Genomic DNA, 19,551 nt, shown 5'->3' on the forward strand with positions numbered 1-19,551 from the left:
AAATCGGACAACCAGGAGCAAGCGCAATGGCTGCCAAGGACGTCAAATTCTCTACCGATGCCCGCAACCGCATGCTGAAGGGTGTGAACACCCTCGCCGACGCGGTGAAGGTTACCCTGGGCCCCAAGGGCCGCAATGTCGTCATCGAGAAATCCTTCGGGGCGCCCCGGATCACCAAGGACGGCGTGACCGTCGCCAAGGAGATCGAACTGGAGGACAAGTTCGAGAACATGGGCGCGCAGATGGTCAAGGAAGTGGCCAGCCGCACCAATGACGAGGCCGGCGACGGCACCACCACCGCCACCGTTCTGGCCCAGGCCATCGTCCGCGAAGGCATGAAGTCGGTCGCCGCGGGCATGAACCCGATGGACCTGAAGCGCGGCATCGACCTGGCCACCAGTGCCGTGGTCGAGGCGATCAAGGGCGCCTCGCGTCCGGTGAGCGACAGCGACGAGGTCGCGCAGGTCGGCACCATCTCCGCGAATGGCGAGGCCAATATCGGCCGCTTCATCGCCGACGCGATGCAGAAGGTCGGCAATGACGGCGTCATCACCGTCGAAGAGAACAAGGGCATGGAGACCGAGGTCGAGGTCGTCGAAGGCATGCAGTTCGACCGCGGCTACCTGAGCCCCTATTTCGTGACCAATGCCGACAAGATGGCCGCGGAACTGGAAGACTGCCTCATCCTGCTGCACGAGAAGAAACTCAGCTCGCTGCAGCCGATGGTGCCGCTGCTCGAAGCCGTGATCCAGTCGCAGAAGCCGCTGCTGATCATCGCCGAGGACGTGGAAGGCGAGGCGCTGGCCACGCTGGTCGTCAACAAGCTGCGCGGTGGCCTGAAGATCGCCGCCGTCAAGGCGCCGGGCTTCGGCGATCGCCGCAAGGCCATGCTGCAGGACATCGCGATCCTCACGGGTGGCCAGGTGATCTCGGAAGATCTGGGCATGAAGCTGGAGAACGTGACCCTCGACATGCTGGGCCGCGCCAAGAAGGTCCTGATCAAGAAGGACGACACCACGATCATCGACGGTGCCGGCGACAAGGCCGAGATCGAGGCCCGCGTCGGCCAGATCCGCGCCCAGATCGAGGAAACCAGCTCGGACTACGACCGCGAGAAGCTGCAGGAGCGTGTCGCGAAACTGGCCGGTGGCGTTGCCGTCATCCGCGTCGGCGGCATGACCGAGATCGAGGTCAAGGAGCGCAAGGACCGCGTCGATGACGCGCTCAACGCGACCCGCGCGGCCGTGCAGGAAGGCATCGTGGTCGGCGGCGGCGTCGCGCTGGTGCAGGCGGGCAAGGTGCTCGAGGGCATGACCGGCGCCAACGAGGACCAGAACACCGGCATCGCGATCATCCGCAAGGCGCTGGAAGCGCCGCTGCGCCAGATCGCCGAGAACGCCGGTGTGGACGGCGCCGTGGTCGCGGGCAAGGTGCGTGAAAGCGCCGAAGCCAATTTCGGCTTCAACGCCCAGACCGAGGAATATGGCGACATGTTCAAGTTCGGCGTGATCGACCCGGCCAAGGTGACCCGCACCGCGCTGGAAGACGCAGCCTCGGTCGCGGGCCTGCTGATCACCACCGAGGCGATGGTGGCCGACAAGCCCGAGCCGAAAGGCGCCGGTGCCGGCGCCGGCATGCCCGACATGGGCGGCATGGGCGGCATGATGTAAGCCATCCCTCGGGATGGATCGGAATGGGGCCGCGTTTCGCGGCCCCTTCTTTTTTTGTCCCGGCGCGCGTATCTGGAAACGGTCGGACTGTTGACGGAGTGGGGTCGATGACACGCAAGCCCGGCCTGCTGGCCGCTTCATGCCTCGCGTTCATCGCGGGAAGCGCCCAGGCAGAAATCTGCGACTACAAACCCTCGAAGCTCGTCGGAAATGCGGCGACGGCGGTGGGGGCGTCCGTCGCCGGTGGTGCCGACGCCGCGGGTATCGCGTTGAAGGCGGCGGGGTATTACACGCTGTTGCATTCAGGGTCCGGCCTGACCCTGCTGGGATCGACGGCGGCCGGGGCGTCGGCGGCCGGAACCGTCGGAATTATCGCCGGGACGGCCGGTGCCATCGGCAGCATCGGAAGCGTGCTGATGGCTCCGGTAACGGTCGCTCTGGGCGCGGTCGCGTTCGTCGGCGCGGGGGCCTATGAGGGATTCTGTTACTTCCGGGTGGATCGTGTCACCGACCCCTATGATGTCCGACGGATCATCGAGAGCATCGCCGCCAATGACGACGCGGTTGCAATCGTCCGCACGGCGGACGGGGATGCGATGGAACTTCGGACCGATGGTGCTGTCGATACGTTCCTCTTGCGCAACCTGTATATCGCAGACGGCCAGTTGAAGCATCGGAAATGGGGGCCGGTTCCGAACCGGACACTCGGGCCGATCGTCTTCGCGGTGCCGCAAGAGGTGGAATAGGGCGCCCGCGCCATCCATCCTCCGCGACGGATTGCAAGGGGGCCGCGTTCGCGGCCCCCTTTTCGTTGCCCGGGGATTGGGCAGCGGGTGGGCGGGGCCGGGCCGGAATGCGGGGCGGATGTTGCCCCTGCGGCGGCTGCGCGTAGAGTGGCGGGGATGGAGGGACGCGCGATGGATCACCGCCGGGAAATCAGATTCCTGCTGAATGGCGAGGAGGTTCGCCTGGCCGAGGTCGGCGCCGAGGACATGGCGCTGGATTTCCTGCGCCTTCGGCGTCGCCTGACCGGCACCAAGGAGGGCTGCGCCGAGGGCGATTGCGGGGCCTGCACGGTGCTGGTGGGGCGGCTGGCCGGGGGCGGGCTGGTCTATGAGCCGGTCAATGCCTGCATCCGCCCGCTGGCCACGCTGGACGGCTGCCATGTGGTGACGGTCGAGCATCTGGCGGGGCCGGGAGGGGGCTTGCATCCGGTGCAGGCGGCGATGGTCGCGCATCACGGCAGCCAGTGCGGATTCTGCACGCCGGGGATCGTGATGGCGCTGGTGGCGCTGTGGCTTTCGACGCCTGCGCCGGGGCGCGAGGCGGTCGAGGAGGCGCTTCAGGGCAATCTGTGCCGCTGCACGGGCTATGCGCCGATCCTGCGCGCGGCCGAGGCGATGGACGGGTTCGGGGACCGTGCGGCCGATCCGCTGGTGACGGGCCGTGCCGAGGTCGCGGCGCGGCTGGCGGGGCTGCGCGACGGGCGGCGGGTCGAGGTGGCGCGTGGGGAAAGCCGGGCGATCCTGCCTGCGGATGTGGAGGATTTCGCCGCCCTTCTGGCCGAGATGCCCGACGCGGTGGTGGTGGCGGGGGCGACCGATGTGGGGCTGTGGGTGACCAAGGGGCTGCGGCGCATTTCGCCCGCGATCCTTGTCGGCCATCTCGATGCGCTGCGGCGGGTCGAGACGCGCGACGGCGCGCTGCATCTGGGCGCGGGCGCCAGCTATGCCGAGGCGCAAGGCCCGCTGGTCGCGGGTTTTCCGCATCTGGCGGGCTACTGGTCGCGGATCGGCGGGCCGCAGGTGCGCGCGGCGGGCACGATCGGGGGCAATATCGCGAACGGCTCGCCCATCGGGGACACGCCGCCCGCCTTGATCGCGCTGGGGGCCGAGGTGGTGCTGCGCCGGGGCGATGTGCGGCGGGTGCTGCCGCTGGAGGCGTTCTTTGTGGAGTATGGCCGACAGGACCGCGCGCCGGGGGAGTTCGTCGAGAGCCTGCGCATTCCGCTTTCGGGGCCGGGGACGCGGCATGCCGCCTACAAGATATCGAAACGGCGGGACGAGGATATCTCGACCCTGGCCGCCGCCTTTGCCGTGACGGTCGAGGGCGGGATCGTGAGGGCGGCGCGGATCGCCCTTGGCGGCATGGCCGGGGTGCCGAAGCGGGCCGCCCATGCCGAGGCGGCGCTGGTGGGGCGGCCATGGTGCGAGGCCTCGCTGGTCGCGGCCGCGGCGGATCTGCCGCGCGATTTCACGCCGCTGACCGACTGGCGCGGCACGGCCGAGTACCGGATGAAGGTCGCGCAGAACCTGTTCCGGCGGTTCTGGCTGGAGCAGGGCGAGGCCCGGACCGGAGGTGCGGCATGAAGGGGGATGCGGCCATCAGCGGCGCGGTCCATCGCGACCGGCCGCACGATTCGGCGGAAAAGCATGTCACCGGACGGGCCGATTATACCGATGACATCCCCGAACCGCTGGGCACGCTGCATGCCTGTCTGGGGCTGGCAGAGGTGGCGCATGGGCGGCTGACCGGACTTGACCTGTCGGCGGTTCTGGCCGCGCCGGGCGTTGTCGGGGTTCTGACGGCTGCGGACATTCCGGGGCGGAACGATATCAGCCCGAACGGCACCGGCGATGACCCGGTCTTTCCCGTCGCGACCGTCGCCTTTCACGGTCAGCCGCTGTTTGCCGTGATCGCCGAAACCCGCGAGGCGGCGCGGCGGGCGGCGGTGCTGGCGCGTGCCGAGATCGACCCGCTGCCCGCGGCCATCACCATCGAACAGGCGCTGGCGGTGGGCTATCCGGACGTGACCGCGCCGCTGGTGCTGGAACGCGGCGCGGTCGGTCCGGCGCTTGCGGCGGCACCCCACCGGATCACCGGCCGGATGACGGTCGGCGGGCAGGACCACATGTATCTGGAGGGCCAGATCGCCTTTGCGGTTCCGGGCGAGGATGATGAGGTCACGGTGCACGCCTCGACCCAGCACCCGACCGAGGTGCAGCAGATGGTGGCGCAGGTGCTGGGGGTGGCGGCCAATGCGGTCGTGGTGAACGTGCGGCGGATGGGGGGCGGTTTCGGCGGCAAGGAAACGCAGATGAACCTGTTCTGCGTGGTCGCGGCACTGGCGGCGAAACGCTGGAACCGGCCCGTGAAAATCCGCCCCGACCGCGACCAGGACATGATCGCGACGGGCAAGCGGCATGACGTGGTGGTGGACTATGAGGTGGGCTTTGATGCGGAGGGCGTGATTCATGGCGTGGATGCGACGATTGCCGCGCGCTGCGGGTTCTCGGCGGATCTGTCGGGGCCGGTGACGGACCGGGCGCTGTTTCATGCCGACAATGCCTATTTCTACCCGGCGGTGCGGCTGCGCTCGCGCCCCCTGAAGACCGATACCGTCTCGAACACGGCCTTTCGCGGCTTCGGGGGCCCTCAGGGGATGATCGCGGCGGAGCGCATGATCGAGGAGATCGCCTATGCGCTGGGCCGCGATCCGCTGGAGATCCGCCGCGCGAATTTCTACCGCGAGGGGCGCGACCTGACCCCCTATCACCAGCGGGTGGAGGACATGATCCTGCCCCGGCTGGTCGCGGAACTGGAGGACAGCGCCGAATACGCCGCCCGCCGGGCCGCGGTGCTGGCGCATAACGCGCAAGGGGGGATCATCCGCAGGGGCATCGCGTTGACGCCGGTCAAGTTCGGCATCTCGTTCACCGCGACCTGGTACAATCAGGCGGGTGCCTTGATCCATGTCTACAAGGACGGTTCGATCCACCTGAACCATGGCGGCACCGAGATGGGGCAGGGGCTGAACACCAAGGTCGCGCAGGTGGTGGCGGACGCCTTTCAGGTGGATATCGAGCGGATCCGGATCACCAGGACGACGACCGAGAAGGTGCCGAATACCTCGGCCACCGCGGCCTCGTCGGGGTCGGATCTGAACGGGATGGCGGCGCTGGATGCCGCCGAGCAGATCAAGGCGCGGCTGGTCGGGTTTGCCGCCGAAAGCCGCGGCGTCGATCCGGCCGATGTGCGCTTTGCGCCCAACGAGGTGCGGATCGGGGGCGCGGCGGTGCCCTTCGACCGGCTGGTGCACGAGGCCTATATGGCGCGGGTGCATCTGTCGGCGGCGGGGTTCTACCGCACGCCGGATATCCACTGGGACCGGGCGGCGGGCAAGGGGCGGCCGTTCTATTACTTCGCCTATGGCGCGTCCTGTTCCGAGGTGTCGGTGGACACGCTGACCGGGGAATACCGGGTCGAGCGGGTGGATATCCTGCATGATGCGGGCCGGTCGCTGAATCCCGCGCTGGATCTGGGGCAGGTCGAGGGCGGGTTCGTGCAGGGGATGGGGTGGCTCACGACCGAGGAATTGTGGTGGGACGACCACGGGCGTCTGCGCACGCATGCGCCGTCCACCTACAAGATCCCGCTGGCCTCGGACATTCCGCGGGTCTTCAACGTGCGGCTCGCCGACTGGTCCGAGAATCGCGAAATGACGATCAAGCGGTCCAAGGCGGTGGGCGAGCCGCCCTTCATGCTGGCGATCTCGGTGCTTGAGGCGCTGTCGATGGCGGTGGCGAGCGTGGCGGAGTACCGCGAATGTCCGCGGCTGGACGCGCCCGCAACGCCCGAACGGGTGCTGATGGCCATCGAGCGGTTGCGCGGTGGCTGAGGCGTCGGGCTTCCTGTCGGCCCATCCGGACGCGGTCCTGGTGCGGCTGGAGGGGGTGCAGGGCTCGGCCCCGCGCGAGGCGGGGGCCTGGATGCTGGTGACGGCGGGGGCCTGTTTCGGCACGATCGGCGGCGGGCGGCTGGAATTCGACGCGATCGCGGCGGCGCGGGCGATGCTGGCCGCAGGCGAAGCCGCGCGCCGGATCGAGGTAGCCCTGGGCCCCGAGACCGGGCAATGCTGCGGCGGGCGCGTTGTCGTGGCGCTGACCCGGCTGGATGTGGCCGGACGGGCGGCGCTGCTGGCGGCCGAGCACGCGGCGGCGGACGCGCGCCCGCATGTGCTGATCCTGGGGGCGGGACATGTGGGCCGGGCGCTGGCCGGGTTGCTGGTGCAGATGCCGGTGCGGACCCTGCTGATCGACAGCCGCGCCGATCAGGTCGCGCAGGCGCCCCCGGGCGTCGAGGCGCGGCTGACCCCGCTGCCCGAGGCCGAGATCCGCGCGGCCCCGCCCGGCGCGGCCCATGTGGTGCTGACCCACGATCACGGGCTGGATTTCCTGCTGGTGGCCGAGGCGCTGGCGCGGGACGACGCGGCCTATGTCGGGATGATCGGCTCGGCCAGCAAGCGCGCGCGGCTCTTGCGGTTCCTGGCCGAGCGGGGCGTTGCGCATCGGGGGCTGACCTGCCCCATCGGCGCGGCCGGGGCGGGCGACAAGCGGCCTGCGGTGATCGCGGCCTTCGTGCTGGCCGAGATCATGGCGGCGCTGGGTGCGCGGGCGGCAGAGGCCGCTTGCATTGCAGCGGATATCTGATAGTTTCACTCAACATTGACGGCCGCGCGAACGGCCCGCGATCCAGCGACGCCGGGACGGTTGCGTTTCCCGGCCAGCCAGGCAGCATTCCGAGACAGTCGAAACGGAAAGGGAGCCTCCGATGGAAGCGGGCGAAAACGTGACTCCGGACAGGATCAGGGCCGTCCGGGCCGAGAAATCCACCATGCGCAGCCGCGATCTGGCCGACAGCCTGGGCGCGGCCGAGGCGCAGGTTCTGGCCGCGCAATGCGGCGCGGGCGTGACCCGGATCGCGGCGCATCCCGACGGGTTGATGCCGCTGATGCCCGGGTTCGGCGTGGCGATGGCGCTGACCCGGAACGACAGCGCGGTGATCGAGAAGACGGGAGTCTATGGCGATTACACGCCGGGCGAGCATGCCGCGATGGTGCTGAGCCCGGCGATCGACCTGCGCATCTTTCCCCGCCACTGGGTCCATGGCTTCGCGGTCGAGGAGCAGAAGGGCGGCAAGATCCGCCGCTCGCTCCAGATCTTCGATGCGGCGGGCGATGCGGTCCACAAGATCTATCTGGGCGAGGACGGGATCGAGGCCGAATGGGCGGCATTGCTGGCCGCGCTGCGGATGGAGGATCAGTCTGACAGCCTGCGCGTTGCGCCGCGCGAGCCGGTGGAACCGGCGAAATCCGACCCCGCCAAGGCCGGGCGGCTGCGCGAGGAATGGGACCGGCTGACCGACACGCATCAGTTCCTGCAAATGGTACGCAAGCTCAGGATGAACCGGCTGGGCGCCTATCGCATCGCGGGCGCGCCGCTTGTGCGGGCGCTGGACCCGGCCGGGATGAGCGGGCTGCTTGACGGGCTGGCGGAACGCGCCCTGCCCTTCATGCTGTTCGTCGGAAACCAGGGCTGCATTGAAATCCACGGCGGCCCGGCGGCGAATATCAAGCCGACGGGGCCCTGGCTGAACATCCTCGATCCCGATTTCAACCTGCATCTGCGCGGCGATCATGTGGCCGAGCTTTGGGCCGTGACCAAGCCGACGAAACGCGGCCCGGCCGTCTCGGTCGAGGCGTTCGATGCGCGGGGCGCGCTGATCCTGCAAGCCTTTGGCATGCGGCAGGGCGAGGTCGATCACACGCCCGTCTGGGACGAACTGGTGGCGACGCTGCCCGGTCTGGACGAGGAGGTGCCCGCATGATCCGCGCGCTGGCCCTTGTCGCGGTGCTGGCGGGCGCATTGCCCGCCGCGGCGTCCGACCGGATCGTGTCGGTCGGCGGCGCGGTCACCGAAATCGTCCATGCGCTGGGCGAGGGGCACCGGCTGGTCGGGCGCGACACGACCTCGACCTATCCGCAGGCGGTGCGCGATCTGCCCGATGTGGGCTATGCCCGCCGCCTGTCGCCCGAGGGGCTGTTGTCGGTGAACCCCGATCTGATCCTCGCCGAGGAAGGCGCAGGCCCGCCCGAGACGGTCGATCTGCTGCGCACCGCCGCGATTCCCTTTGTCGAGATCCCCGACGGGCATGACCGCGCCGCCGTGCTGGCCAAGATCGAGGCGGTGGCCGATGCGCTGGGCGTGCCCGACAAGGGCGCTGCGCTGGCCGCAGAGGTGGGCGCCGCGCTGGATGCGGCCGCCGCCGAGGCCGCCGGGGGTCCGGGGCCGAAGGTCATGTTCGTGATGTCGGTGCAGGGCGGGCGGGTGCTGGCGGCGGGGCGGAACACCGCCGCGGACGGCATCATCCGGCTGGCGGGCGGCGAGAACGCGATCCGCGACTTCGAGGGCTACAAGCCGCTGACCGACGAGGCGGTGACACTTGCCGCGCCCGACGTGATCCTGATGATGGCGCGCGAAGGCGCCGCGGACGGGGCCGATCAGGTGCTGGACCATCCCGCGATCCGCACGACGCCCGCGGGCCGGGCGCGGGCGCTGGTGCGGATGGACGGGCTGTTCCTGCTGGGCTTCGGCCCGCGGACGGGGGACGCGGTGCGCGAGTTGTCGGCCGCGCTGGCCAAGGCGGGGAGCTGATCCGATGGTCGCGATCAGCCCCGACAGCGCCCCGACCGTGCAGGGCTGGGACCGCGGCGCGCAGGCCCGGCGGGTCACGCTGCTGCTGGTCGTGGCGCTGGGGGGTATGTCGGTCTTCAGCCTGACGGTGGGGGCGGCGGGCACCTCGCCCTGGGCGGTGCTGGCCGACATGATCGCGGGGCGCGAGGTGTCGCTGGCCGACCGGGTCGTGCTGTTCGAAATCCGCCTGCCGCGGCTGGTGCTGGGCGCGCTGGTGGGTGCCGCGCTGGCGGTGTCGGGGGCGGTGATGCAGGGGCTGTTCCGCAATCCGCTGGCCGATCCGGGGCTGGTCGGGGTCAGCGCGGGGGCGGGGCTGGGGGCGATCGCGGCGATCGTGCTGGGCGGGCTGCTGCCTGCCGGTCTGGCGGCGGCGCTGGGCTATTACGCGGTGCCGGTGGCGGCCTTTCTGGGCGGCTGGGCGGCGACGCTGGTGCTGTACGGCATCGCCACGCGGCGGGGACGGACCTCGGTCGCGACGATGCTGTTGGGGGGGATTGCGCTGGGGGCGCTGGCGGGGGCCTTGTCGGGCATCCTGGTCTACATGGCCGATGATGCGCAGTTGCGCGACCTGACCTTCTGGGGGCTTGGCTCGCTGGCGGGAGCGACCTGGGCCAAGCTGGCCGCGGCCGTGCCGCTGATGGTGCTGGCGCTGGTCGCCGCGCCGATGCTGGCGCGCGGGCTGAACGGGCTGGCGCTGGGCGAGGCGGCGGCGTTCCATATCGGCATCCCGGTGCAGCGGCTGAAGGCGGTGGCGATCCTGACCGTGGCGGGGGCCACCGGGGCGGCGGTGGCGGTGTCGGGCGGGATCGGCTTTGTCGGCATCGTGGTGCCGCATCTGCTGCGCCTCGCGACGGGGCCGGATCATCGCTATCTGCTGGTCAATTCCGCGCTGCTGGGCGCGGCGCTGCTGATCCTGGCGGATGTCATCAGCCGCATCGTGATCGCGCCTGCGGAATTGCCTATCGGGATCGTCACGGCGGTTCTGGGCGGGCCGTTCTTCCTGTGGATCCTGCTGCGCAAGCGCGGCGTTCTGGACCTGTAGGCGGATGCTGGAGGCACGGGGCATCACCGTTCGCCTGGGCCGCCGCGCGGTCCTGTGCGGTGTCGATTTCGAGGCCCTTGCGGGGCATCTGACTGCCATCGTCGGCCCGAACGGATCGGGCAAGACGACGCTTCTGCGGGCGCTTACGGGCGATCTCTCCCATGGCGGGCGGGTCCGGCTGAACGGCCAGGACATCGCCGATCTTCGCCCCTGGGCGCTTGCAGGCTTGCGGGGCGTGCTGCCGCAGGCGACGCCGCTGGCCTTTCCCTTCACGGCGGCCGAGGTGGTGCGGCTGGGCCTGACAGGCGGGGTCGAGGCGGGCGCGGCGGGGCTGGTGCCGCAGGCGCTGGCGCGGGTCGGGCTGGCCGGGTTCGAGGGGCGCTATTACCAGGAATTGTCGGGCGGCGAGCAGCAGCGCGTGCAACTGGCCCGCGTGCTGGCGCAGGTCTGGGAGCCGGTGGCGCATGGCGCGCCGCGCTGGCTGTTCCTGGATGAACCTGTATCGAGCCTGGATATCGGGCATCAGTTGCAGGTGATGGAGATCGCGCGCGACTTTGCCGACCGGGGCGGCGGGGTTGTGGCGGTGATGCATGATCTGAACCTGACCGCGATGTTCGCCGACCGCGTGGCGCTGATTTCCGAGGGGCGCGTGCTGGGGCTGGGGCTGCCCGGCGCGGTGCTGCGCGACGATCTGCTGAGCGCGGCCTATCGCTGCCCGATCCGGGTGAACACCCCGCCCGCGCGCGGCACCTATCTGCTGCCGCATGCCGCGGGGCGGGTGGCGGCGGAGTAGATATCCCCCTTTTCAATGCCGACTGTTTCTGTCAGGAATTGAGGGGGTGGGCCGTTCGAGGGCGGCCCGATCAGGACAGGAGCGCGTGGATGGAGAGAGCGATGGGACAGGTGGAATGCGTGCTGGCGGGGGAGGTCGGCGGGAAGGACGACGCTGGCGCGGTGGTCGCTCGGGCGCCCGAGCATGATGCGCGGCGGCTGACGGGAGGCGGGTCCAGTGCGGTGATCCGGCTGAACGGGATGGACTACCAGTTGCGGATCACGCGGGCGGGCAAGCTGATCCTGACCAAATAGGCCCGGCCCCGGAAATGCGAAACGCCGCGCGGGGTGCCCTGCGCGGCGTTTGCCGTTTCTGCCTGCGATCCGCGATCACTCCTTGCGGCGCTCGGTGATCTGGAGATCGGCGTCGAGTTCGATGTCGTATTGCCCGTCGATGCAGAACACGTCGTCGAGTTCGTAGCCGCCATCGTCTTCGGCCTCGATATCCGAGGGATCCATCTCGCATTGCATCTCGGCCAGCATGGCCATGATCTGCTCGACGACCTCGGCGGGCACCTCGTCATCGGCCATGGCAAGGCCGGGGGCGAGGATCAGCGCGGCAATGGCGATCAGTCTTCTCATCGGTTTGTCCCTTCTGTCAGCGGATGGCGATCTGGACGCGCTGGTTGTCGCTGGTGGTGCCGGGGATGCGCAGCTCGTAGGTGCCGGGCTTGATCGCGATGAAGGACAGCCGGACCTGCCCCGCGGCGTCGAATTCGAGGCTGTCGAGCGCCATGGCGCGGACCTCGATATCGTTGATGACGACCTCGTTGATCCAGATCGCACGGAAGAATTCCGGGCCGACAAGGGCCAGTTCCGCGGATCCGTCCGCCGTCATGTCCAGAACGTAATAGGCGCCCGATTGCAGTTCCACGGGTTGTTCGCCGTCAAAGAGCGGCTGGCCCGAAGCCAGTGTCAGCACGACCGGTTCGCCGCGGTTGCAGCGCGCCAGAAGCCCGGCAAAGCCCAGATCGTCGCAGAGCGGCGCGGCCATCACGGGGCCGCCCGTCAGGCCCAGCGCCAGGGCAAAGGCTAGTTTCTTCATGGTATTCCTCCCTTTCATTCCGTTCCTGTCCCGTTTTCGTCAGTCCGGCGCGACGACAACGCCCCAGGGCTGCTGGCCGACCTGAACCGACTTGATCACCTCTTCGCGCTCGACGTCGATGATCGAGACATCGTTCGAATTGCCGTTGGTGGTGATCAGGAATTTCTCGTCCGGCGTGAAGGCAAGCTGCCAGACCCGCTGGCCGACAAGCAGATACTTGATGACCTCGTCGGTTTCGCCGTCGATCACCGCGACGCGGTTCGACGGCCCCAGCGCGACGAAGACGCGGCTGCCATCGGCGGTCACCTTGACGCCCACGGGTTGCAGCCATTCGGGCTGGATGCCGGGCACCTCGAAGGTGATCTTCTTGGTGATCGGGGGGTCGTCGGCGGTCATGTCGATCACGCTGACGGTGCCGCCGATCTCGGCGCTGACATAGAGCTTGGTGCCGTCGGTGGTGAACTCGGCATAGCGGGGACGCTGGTCCACCAGCACGTTATGGACGATCTCGTAGCTTTCGGCGTCGATGAAATGCGCCATGTTGGTGGTTTCGGAGGTGTTGATGACCGTGCGCGCATCGGGGCTGATCGCCATGCCCTCGGGTTCGATGCCGACGGGGATTTCGGCCAGCACCTGCCGGGTCTTCACATCGACCACGGTCACCATGTTGTCGTCCTCGTTGGCGATGTAGAGCGGGTTGCCCGAGGGGTGCAGGACGAACAGTTCGGGGTCGGGGCCGGAGGGCAGGGTGTGCAGTTCCTCGAAGGTGTTGGGGTCGAAGACGCGCACCAGGTCGTCATCCGAGGCGCAGACGTAAAGTTCGCTGCCATCGGGGGCGATGGTAATGCCGCGCGGGCGGTTTCCGGCGGGAAACTCGGCGATCACCTCCCAGGTGGTGCTGTCCAGCACGGTCACGGTATTGCCGCGTTCGTTCGAGACGAAGACATTGTTGGCAAGCGCGGGCGTGGCGGCAATGGCAAGGGCGGCGGCGGTGGCCAGAAGCGTGGAGCGGATCATCGGATACCTCATTCGAAAGCGGTGCAGGCGGATTCGGGTTGGTCGAGCCCGAGGCTGTCGAGAAGCGTGCGCTGGTGCAGGAAGCCGTCCTGCGGCGAGACGCTGACCGTCATCCGGCCATTGGTCAGAAGGATCGGCTGGCGCATCTGGCCGTTCCATTTCCGGAAGGTCACGGGTTCTCCCTTGAAGGCGGCCAGCGTGAACTCGTCGCCCAGCGCATAGGCGCGCAACTCCGCCGGATCGGCGGAGCCGGTGCGGGTGACCGCCTCGCCGATCACGCGCAGGGCAAGCCAAGTCTGGTAATCCTCGTCGCGCATCGGCCGGTTCGCGAGCTTCTCGAACCGGGTGTTGAGCTGCGTCGCGCCCCAGGATTCATGCGTCGGCGCCCAGGTCGCGGGCACCAGCCCGGCCGAGCCCGCGACGGGCGCGGCCTCCCATGTGTTGTAGGGCAGGTATTCGGCGAAATAGTCGGTGGCGTCGGCGGCCAGCACGACATCATGGCGCGGCGTGTTCTGCATGAAGACGGGCAATTGGCGCTGGACCAGCACATGGCCCGAATCCGAGACCCGCGAACCGCCGGTATCGGTGAATTCGCGCTCGCCGACGATCCTGGCGCCGAACTTGCTCGCCGAGGCGCGGTAGGCGTCGGCCAGCGCCACGTCTTCGGGGTTCGATCCGTGCACGAGGAACAGGTTGGTCCATTTCTTCCAGACCAGGAATTGCGTCACGGCATCGGCGCGCATCGCGTCCGAGGGCGCGACATGCAGCAGGTTCGCGCGGCATTCCTCGGAGCGCAGGCTGCCTGCGCCCGAGCGGGAATTGAACAGCAGCGCATCGCCGGGCGCGGCATCGGCCATCGCCAGCAATTCGGCCTCGCGCGCAAGGATCACGAACAGGCGGTAGCCTTCGGCCGCCAACCGCTCGAATTCGGCCAGGGCCTGTTCGGGGGCGGTGGCGATTGTCACGGTCTCGTAGGTCTGGCCCATGAAGCGGCCGGTGGTCGCGTTGTCCTCGGTCCCGAGCGTGGCGCCGGCAAAGGCGCGATCCTCGGTCGGCAGGTCAAGCCGCGACAGGGGAAGGAGAGAGGGGTAATCGACGCGGATGACGGCTGCCCGGACCTCTTGCGCGACGGCGGGGAGTGTCGCCAGCGAAGCAAAAGCCGCGCCTAACAGCGCGGCGCGCGCCCGCAGGCGCAATCCGGACAGGTTGGACCAGAACCTGTTTTCGGCAGCCATGGCCGATCTCCCCCCTCTGCTTCTCCCGTCTTCTGGGCTAGCACGCGGGCGCGCGCCGTTCCTCCCAAATCTGCCCGGGAAAAGTCGGCAATCGCCTTGCCGTCCGTTCCCGGCTGCGCCGCGTCGGCAATCGACCCGGCGCGCAGGACAGGCTAGATTGGTTCCCAAAGGGAGGAAACAGCGATGTTCGACCGGCTTCATCTGCGCTGGCAGGTCGTGCTGTGCGTGGCCGGGCTTCAGGCCGTGGCGCTGGGCCTTGCGGGCTGGGTGATGCTGGAGAATGCGCGCAAGGCGGTCGGGGTCGAGATGACGGCCGCCGAATCGGCGGCGCGCGCCCAAGTGATCGCGGCGGTCGGCACGGCGATGCGCGACCACCCGCCCGAGCGGGTTCTGGACGTGCTGTCCGAGCAACTGGTCGAGCCGCGCCACGTCCGGCTGGTGCTTTACGATTCGCGCACCGGGCCGCTGCCGGTGCTGTCGGGCAGCCGCGAGGCCGAGATCACCGCCGCGCCCGGCTGGTTCGCCACGCTTGTGATGCCCCCCCGGCGCGAGACGCGGCTGTCGATCCTGCATAACGGGCGCGATTACGGCTTTGTCTCGCTGAGCTCGGCGCCGCAGGACGAGATCGCGGAGGTCTGGGAGGATGCCGCGGTGCTGTTCGGAACTCTGGGGGCGGCGCTGCTGGCGTCCGCGCTGGTGGTGGCGACGGTGATCGGGCGTGGCTTGCGGCCGCTGGACACGATCAATCGCGGGCTGGCGGCGTTGCAGGCGGGGGATCTGTCGACGCGGATCGCGGGCGTGCGCGGAGCCGATTTCACGCCCATCGTGGGCGGGTTCAACGCGCTTTCGCAGGGGCTGGAGGCCAGCGAGGCGGCGCGCGCGGCGCTGGCGCGCAAGATCGTGGAACTGGGCGATGCGGAACGGCGCGCCATCGCGATGGAACTGCATGACGAGTTCGGCCCCTGCCTGTTCGGGCTGAAGGTCAAGGCGGGCGCCATCGCGCGCGTGGCCGAACGGTCGGGCGATGCCACGCTGAGGCGCGATGCCGAGACGGTCGCCTCGATCGTCGATCAGATCCGGGTGGCGAATACCCGGCTTCTGACCACGCTGCGGCCCATGACCATCGGCCAGTTGCCGCTGGTCGAGGCGCTGGAGGACATGATCGCGGGCTTTCGCAGCACCCATACGGGCATCGACTGGGAGGTGAGCCTGCCCCGGTCGGTGCCCGGCACCGAGGAAATCGTGGATCTGACCGTCTATCGGATCGTGCAGGAGGGCGTTACCAACGCGCTGCGTCATGGACGCCCCGGCCGGGTGCGGATCGCGATGGCGGTGCTGCCCGACGGGCAGGGGCCGGGCGAGATCGCGCTGGGGATCGAGGACAATGGCGCGGGGCTGGGGGCCGGGCTGGTCGAGGGGCGCGGGCTGACCGCGATGCGCGACCGGGTCTATGCGCTGGGCGGCAGGCTGGCGCTGGGCCCGCGCCCGGGCGGCGGCACGCGGCTGACCGTGCGCCTGCCGCTGGCCGGTGCCCGGGCCGGGCGCCCCGCGATGGAGACCCTGGCATGAAGACCGCGCTGATCGTCGACGACCATCCGGTGACCCATATCGGCTGTGGCCAGCTTCTGCGCGATCTGGGCTATGACGAGGTGTTCGAGGCGCTGACCGATCGCGAGGCCTATCGCCTGGCCGAGGCGCATCGCCCCGACCTGATCGTGCTGGACCTGGGCATGCCCGGCGTGGGCGGGCTGAACATGATCGGCCCGCTGGCCGCCCGGGCGCCCGATGCGCGGATCCTGGTCTTCACGATGAACGAGCAGACCGTCTTTGCGGTCAAGGCGCTGGAGGGGGGCGCTGGCGGCTATCTGTCCAAGAACTCGGCGCCCGAGGATTTCCTTGAGGCCGTGCGCACGCTGGAGCGGGGCGAGATGTATCTCAGCCACAAGGTCGCGGTTTCCATCGCCTCGATGAAGATCGGCGGCAAGGCGGATCCGATCTCGGCGCTGAGCGAGCGCGAGCATCAGGTGCTGCGGCTGATCGGGCGGGGCGAGGATTTGCAGTCGATCGCGGATGCGCTGTGCATCAGCTACAAGACCGCGGCGAACACCAGTTCCACGCTGAAACGCAAGCTGGGCGCGCGCAACACCACGGAACTGGTGCGGCTGGCCATCGAGACCGGGCTGTCCTGATGCGTTTCTGGGCAATTCGTGGCAGTCTTCCCACCGAGTGATAACGTTTTTTCCATCTGCATTTCCCATCCGGCGGAAAGCGGTTAAGTCTGTGGCCGAACTAGCGAGTGGTGCACCGGATGAGCAGCGGCAGCAGCCTGTTACCCATCATTGCGATCCTTCCCTTCCTGGGGGCGTTGATCCCCGGAATCATGATCCGCGCAGGCCGGACGGCCTGCGCCAGTTTCACGGCGATCCCGACGCTTCTGGCGCTGGTGATGCTGGGGGTGCTGGCGCCCGCGGTGATGCGGGGCGAGGTGATCCAGGCGGAAATCGAATGGCTGCCGCAACTGGGGCTGTCGGCCAGTTTCTTCCTCGACGGGCTGGGGCTGCTGTTCGCGGGGATGATCCTGGGGATGGGGTTGCTGATCACGCTTTACGCGCGGTTCTACCTGTCGGGCGAGGATCCGATGGGGCAGTTCTATACCTATCTGCTGCTGTTCCAGGGCGCGATGCTGGGCATCGTGATTTCGGACAACATCCTGCTTCTGCTGATCTTCTGGGAACTGACCAGCCTGACCTCGTTCCTGCTGATCGGCTATTGGAAGCACCTGCCGGAGGGCCGGCAGGGCGCGCGGATGGCGCTGGCGGTGACCGGGGCGGGCGGGCTGGCGATGATCGGGGGGATGCTGATCCTCGGCAATATCGCGGGCAGCTACAACCTGACCGACATCCTGCAACAGGGTGACGCGATCCGGGCGTCGGACTGGTATCTGCCCGCGCTGATCCTGATCCTGATCGGGGCCTTCACCAAATCGGCGCAGTTCCCGTTCCATTTCTGGCTGCCGCATGCGATGGCGGCGCCGACGCCCGTCTCGGCCTATCTGCATTCGGCGACCATGGTGAAGGCGGGGGTCTTCCTGCTGGCGCGGATGTGGCCGGTGCTGTCGGGGACGGATGCCTGGTTCTACATCGTGGCGACCACCGGGCTGGTGACCATGGTGCTGGGTGCGCTGATCGCGCTGTTCAAGGACGATCTGAAGGCGCTGCTGGCCTTTTCCACGGTCAGCCATCTGGGCCTGCTGACCATGCTGCTGGGGCTGGGCACCAAGTTCGCGGCGGTGGTCGCGGTCTTTCACATCATCAACCACCTGACCTTCAAGGCCGCGCTGTTCATGTCGGCGGGCATCGTCGATCACGAGACCCATACCCGCGACATCAAGCGGCTGGGGGGACTTGCGCGGCTGATGCCGATCACGGCGGCGATTGCGATGGCCGCGGCGCTGTCGATGGCGGGCATACCGCTGTTCAACGGCTTCCTGTCGAAGGAGATGATGCTGGACGCCGCATCCGAAACGGTCTGGGCGGGCAGCCATCTGGCGGTGCCGGTGCTGGCGACGCTTGGGGCGCTGTTGTCGGTGGCCTATTCCTTCCGCTTCATTTCGCATGTCTTCCTCGGCCCGGTGCGCGACGATTATCCGGCGAAACCGCATGATCCGCCCTTCGGCATGTGGGCCGCACCCGCGTTTCTGGTGCTGTTCGTGGTGCTGATCGGCATCCTGCCCGCAACCTTCGTCGGGCCGCTGGTGGCCGTGGCGGGGGGCGCGGTGATCGGGGGCGAACTGCCCTATTACTCGCTGAAGATCTGGCACGGGGTGAATGCGGCGCTGATCATGTCGGTGATCGCGGTCGCGGGCGGCCTGGTGCTGCTGGCGCTGCATCGGCCGCTGGACCGGCTGTGGCAGGTTGCGCCGCGGCCCGAGGCCAAGGTCATCTTCGACGGGCTGATCGAGGCCGCGGCGGGGCTGTCGCGCCGGTTCACCGAGGGGCTGCATAACGGCGCGATCAGCCGCTATCTTGCGATCTTCGTCGCCGCCTCGGTGGCGTTGGGCTATGTCGCCTGGACCGGGGGCGGGCTGGCGCCGGCCGACCGGGCGATGCTGCCGATCCCGCCGGTTGTGGCAATCGGCTGGGTCCTGCTGGCGGTGGCGACGGCGCTGGTGGTGACGATGCACCGCCAGCGGTTCCAGGCGCTGGTGCTGATCGGGGTGATCGGGCTGATGATCTCGGTCGGGTTCGTCTATCTTTCCGCGCCCGACCTGGCGCTGACGCAGATCTCGGTCGAGACGGTCACGATCATGCTGTTGCTGCTGGCGCTGCATTTCCTGCCCAAGGACACGCCGCGCGAAAGCCCGCTGGCGCTGCGGGCGCGCGACGGGGTGCTTGCGGTTGCCGCGGGGGGTGCGGTGGGGGCGCTGGCCTTTGCCTTCCTGCTGCGGGATTTCTCGCCGATCTCGGACTATCACCTGGCCAATTCCTACGAGGGCGGCGGCGGCACCAATGTCGTCAACGTGATCCTTGTCGATTTCCGCGGCTTCGACACCTATGGCGAGATCATCGTTCTGGGCATTGCGGGGCTGGCGATCTTTGCGCTGATGGAGACGCTGTTGCGCGGTCAGGCCGCACGGCGGCTGAGAAACTCCGACTATTCGCAGGACCGCTCGCGCGACCGGCATCCGCTGATGATGGTGGTGGCCACCCGCGCGATGCTGCCGATCGCGCTGATGGTGGGGGTCTATATCTTCCTGCGCGGGCATAACCAGCCGGGCGGCGGGTTCATCGCGGGGCTGGTGGTCTCGATCGCCTTCCTGATGCAATACATGGCCTCGGGCTTTGCCTGGGCGCAGGCGCGCCAGCGCGTCGGCTATCACGACATGATCGGCTGGGGCGTGGTGATCGCGGGGCTGACCGGCGCGGGGGCGTGGCTGGCGGGCAAGCCGTTCCTGACCAGCGCCTATGGCTACATCAAGCTGCCTCTGATCGAGGAGTTCGGGCTTGGCTCGGCCTTCCTGTTCGACCTGGGCGTGTTCCTGACGGTTCTGGGTGCGGTCATGCTGACGCTTTACAGCCTGTCGCGGATCGCGCGCTATGCCGGCGAGACGGTGAATGTCGAGCCGATGGATTACGATCCCTCGCAGCGCGCCGGGGCGGTCGGCAAGGGAGGCGAGTGA

At 68.7% G+C, this 19,551-nt stretch carries 17 protein-coding genes; 13 read left to right on the plus strand and 4 right to left on the minus strand.

The features are described 5' to 3' along the window. Positions 1-26: 26 nt before the first annotated feature. The 10 genes from groL to hemP all read left to right on the plus strand — a co-directional run bounded on the left by groL (position 27) and on the right by hemP (position 11,330). Complete coding sequence (groL, locus tag EV216_RS11850) at positions 27-1,670, plus strand: chaperonin GroEL (RefSeq protein WP_132695702.1); 1,644 nt, start codon at positions 27-29, stop codon at positions 1,668-1,670. 107 nt (positions 1,671-1,777) lie between these two features. Next, the gene (locus EV216_RS11855) at positions 1,778-2,416 is read left to right on the plus strand and encodes a hypothetical protein (RefSeq protein WP_132695704.1); all 639 of its coding nucleotides are present in this window, start codon (positions 1,778-1,780) and stop codon (positions 2,414-2,416) included. 171 nt (positions 2,417-2,587) lie between these two features. Then, positions 2,588-4,039, plus strand: coding sequence for a xanthine dehydrogenase small subunit (xdhA, locus tag EV216_RS11860; protein WP_132695706.1), 1,452 nt, complete (start codon positions 2,588-2,590; stop codon positions 4,037-4,039). Further along, entirely contained in the window at positions 4,036-6,348 is a 2,313-nt protein-coding gene (gene xdhB / locus EV216_RS11865; RefSeq protein ID WP_132695707.1) for a xanthine dehydrogenase molybdopterin binding subunit, read from the plus strand. Before xdhA ends, xdhB begins: the two co-directional genes overlap by 4 nt. Continuing rightward, on the plus strand, positions 6,341-7,159 hold the full coding sequence (gene xdhC, locus EV216_RS11870; protein WP_132695709.1) for a xanthine dehydrogenase accessory protein XdhC: 819 nt from the start codon (positions 6,341-6,343) through the stop codon (positions 7,157-7,159). Before xdhB ends, xdhC begins: the two co-directional genes overlap by 8 nt. Positions 7,160-7,280: 121 nt before the next feature. Beyond that, positions 7,281-8,336, plus strand: coding sequence for a hemin-degrading factor (locus EV216_RS11875; RefSeq protein WP_132695711.1), 1,056 nt, complete (start codon positions 7,281-7,283; stop codon positions 8,334-8,336). Beyond that, positions 8,333-9,163 carry a heme/hemin ABC transporter substrate-binding protein gene (locus EV216_RS11880; protein WP_132695713.1) on the plus strand — a complete coding sequence of 277 codons (831 nt, stop codon included), beginning with the start codon at positions 8,333-8,335 and terminating at the stop codon, positions 9,161-9,163. The genes EV216_RS11875 and EV216_RS11880 overlap by 4 nt, the downstream gene beginning before the upstream one ends. A 4-nt stretch (positions 9,164-9,167) precedes the next feature. Then, a complete protein-coding gene (locus EV216_RS11885; RefSeq protein ID WP_132695715.1) occupies positions 9,168-10,244 on the plus strand; it encodes a FecCD family ABC transporter permease in 1,077 nt (358 codons plus the stop codon). 4 nt (positions 10,245-10,248) lie between these two features. Further along, positions 10,249-11,037, plus strand: coding sequence for a heme ABC transporter ATP-binding protein (locus EV216_RS11890; RefSeq protein ID WP_132695716.1), 789 nt, complete (start codon positions 10,249-10,251; stop codon positions 11,035-11,037). A gap of 89 nt (positions 11,038-11,126) precedes the next feature. After that, a complete protein-coding gene (gene hemP / locus EV216_RS11895; RefSeq protein WP_243642063.1) occupies positions 11,127-11,330 on the plus strand; it encodes a hemin uptake protein HemP in 204 nt (67 codons plus the stop codon). 75 nt (positions 11,331-11,405) lie between these two features. On the opposite strand, the gene EV216_RS11900 is transcribed toward hemP, so the two are convergent. The 4 genes from EV216_RS11900 to EV216_RS11915 all read right to left on the minus strand — a co-directional run bounded on the left by EV216_RS11900 (position 11,406) and on the right by EV216_RS11915 (position 14,372). Then, positions 11,406-11,606 carry a PepSY domain-containing protein gene (locus EV216_RS11900; protein WP_424511184.1) on the minus strand — a complete coding sequence of 67 codons (201 nt, stop codon included), beginning with the start codon at positions 11,604-11,606 and terminating at the stop codon, positions 11,406-11,408. A gap of 67 nt (positions 11,607-11,673) precedes the next feature. Continuing rightward, positions 11,674-12,120 (minus strand): cupredoxin domain-containing protein, encoded by a 447-nt coding sequence (locus EV216_RS11905; RefSeq protein ID WP_132695720.1) that lies wholly within the window; start codon positions 12,118-12,120, stop codon positions 11,674-11,676. Positions 12,121-12,159: 39 nt separating this feature from the next. Then, a complete protein-coding gene (locus EV216_RS11910) occupies positions 12,160-13,137 on the minus strand; it encodes a YVTN family beta-propeller repeat protein (protein WP_132695721.1) in 978 nt (325 codons plus the stop codon). Between the two features lie 8 nt (positions 13,138-13,145). Further along, on the minus strand, positions 13,146-14,372 hold the full coding sequence (locus EV216_RS11915; protein ID WP_132695723.1) for an ABC transporter substrate-binding protein: 1,227 nt from the start codon (positions 14,370-14,372) through the stop codon (positions 13,146-13,148). A gap of 183 nt (positions 14,373-14,555) precedes the next feature. On the opposite strand from EV216_RS11915, the gene EV216_RS11920 reads away from it, so the two are divergent. From EV216_RS11920 to EV216_RS11930, 3 genes are all read left to right on the plus strand, one after another. Then, positions 14,556-15,941, plus strand: a complete 1,386-nt coding sequence (locus EV216_RS11920; RefSeq protein WP_132695725.1) for an ATP-binding protein — start codon at positions 14,556-14,558, stop codon at positions 15,939-15,941. Continuing rightward, positions 15,938-16,561, plus strand: coding sequence for a response regulator (locus EV216_RS11925; protein ID WP_132695727.1), 624 nt, complete (start codon positions 15,938-15,940; stop codon positions 16,559-16,561). The genes EV216_RS11920 and EV216_RS11925 overlap by 4 nt, the downstream gene beginning before the upstream one ends. A 119-nt stretch (positions 16,562-16,680) precedes the next feature. Next, positions 16,681-19,551: a monovalent cation/H+ antiporter subunit A gene (locus EV216_RS11930; protein ID WP_132695729.1), complete on the plus strand. Its 2,871-nt coding sequence runs from the start codon at positions 16,681-16,683 to the stop codon at positions 19,549-19,551.

Origin of the sequence: Rhodovulum steppense (assembly GCF_004339675.1) — a bacterium.
Classification (GTDB): Bacteria; Pseudomonadota; Alphaproteobacteria; order Rhodobacterales; family Rhodobacteraceae; genus Rhodovulum; species Rhodovulum steppense.

Coding starts and splice junctions, on each gene's coding strand:
- groL (WP_132695702.1), top strand. CDS start 27: ATGGCTGCCAAGGACGTCAAATTCTCTACCGATGCCCGCAACCGCATG.
- EV216_RS11855 (WP_132695704.1), top strand. CDS start 1,778: ATGACACGCAAGCCCGGCCTGCTGGCCGCTTCATGCCTCGCGTTCATC.
- xdhA (WP_132695706.1), top strand. CDS start 2,588: ATGGATCACCGCCGGGAAATCAGATTCCTGCTGAATGGCGAGGAGGTT.
- xdhB (WP_132695707.1), top strand. CDS start 4,036: ATGAAGGGGGATGCGGCCATCAGCGGCGCGGTCCATCGCGACCGGCCG.
- EV216_RS11875 (WP_132695711.1), top strand. CDS start 7,281: ATGGAAGCGGGCGAAAACGTGACTCCGGACAGGATCAGGGCCGTCCGG.
- EV216_RS11880 (WP_132695713.1), top strand. CDS start 8,333: ATGATCCGCGCGCTGGCCCTTGTCGCGGTGCTGGCGGGCGCATTGCCC.
- EV216_RS11885 (WP_132695715.1), top strand. CDS start 9,168: ATGGTCGCGATCAGCCCCGACAGCGCCCCGACCGTGCAGGGCTGGGAC.
- EV216_RS11890 (WP_132695716.1), top strand. CDS start 10,249: ATGCTGGAGGCACGGGGCATCACCGTTCGCCTGGGCCGCCGCGCGGTC.
- hemP (WP_243642063.1), top strand. CDS start 11,127: ATGGAGAGAGCGATGGGACAGGTGGAATGCGTGCTGGCGGGGGAGGTC.
- EV216_RS11900 (WP_424511184.1), bottom strand. CDS start 11,606: ATGGCCGATGACGAGGTGCCCGCCGAGGTCGTCGAGCAGATCATGGCC.
- EV216_RS11905 (WP_132695720.1), bottom strand. CDS start 12,120: ATGAAGAAACTAGCCTTTGCCCTGGCGCTGGGCCTGACGGGCGGCCCC.
- EV216_RS11910 (WP_132695721.1), bottom strand. CDS start 13,137: ATGATCCGCTCCACGCTTCTGGCCACCGCCGCCGCCCTTGCCATTGCC.
- EV216_RS11915 (WP_132695723.1), bottom strand. CDS start 14,372: ATGGCTGCCGAAAACAGGTTCTGGTCCAACCTGTCCGGATTGCGCCTG.
- EV216_RS11920 (WP_132695725.1), top strand. CDS start 14,556: ATGTTCGACCGGCTTCATCTGCGCTGGCAGGTCGTGCTGTGCGTGGCC.
- EV216_RS11925 (WP_132695727.1), top strand. CDS start 15,938: ATGAAGACCGCGCTGATCGTCGACGACCATCCGGTGACCCATATCGGC.
- EV216_RS11930 (WP_132695729.1), top strand. CDS start 16,681: ATGAGCAGCGGCAGCAGCCTGTTACCCATCATTGCGATCCTTCCCTTC.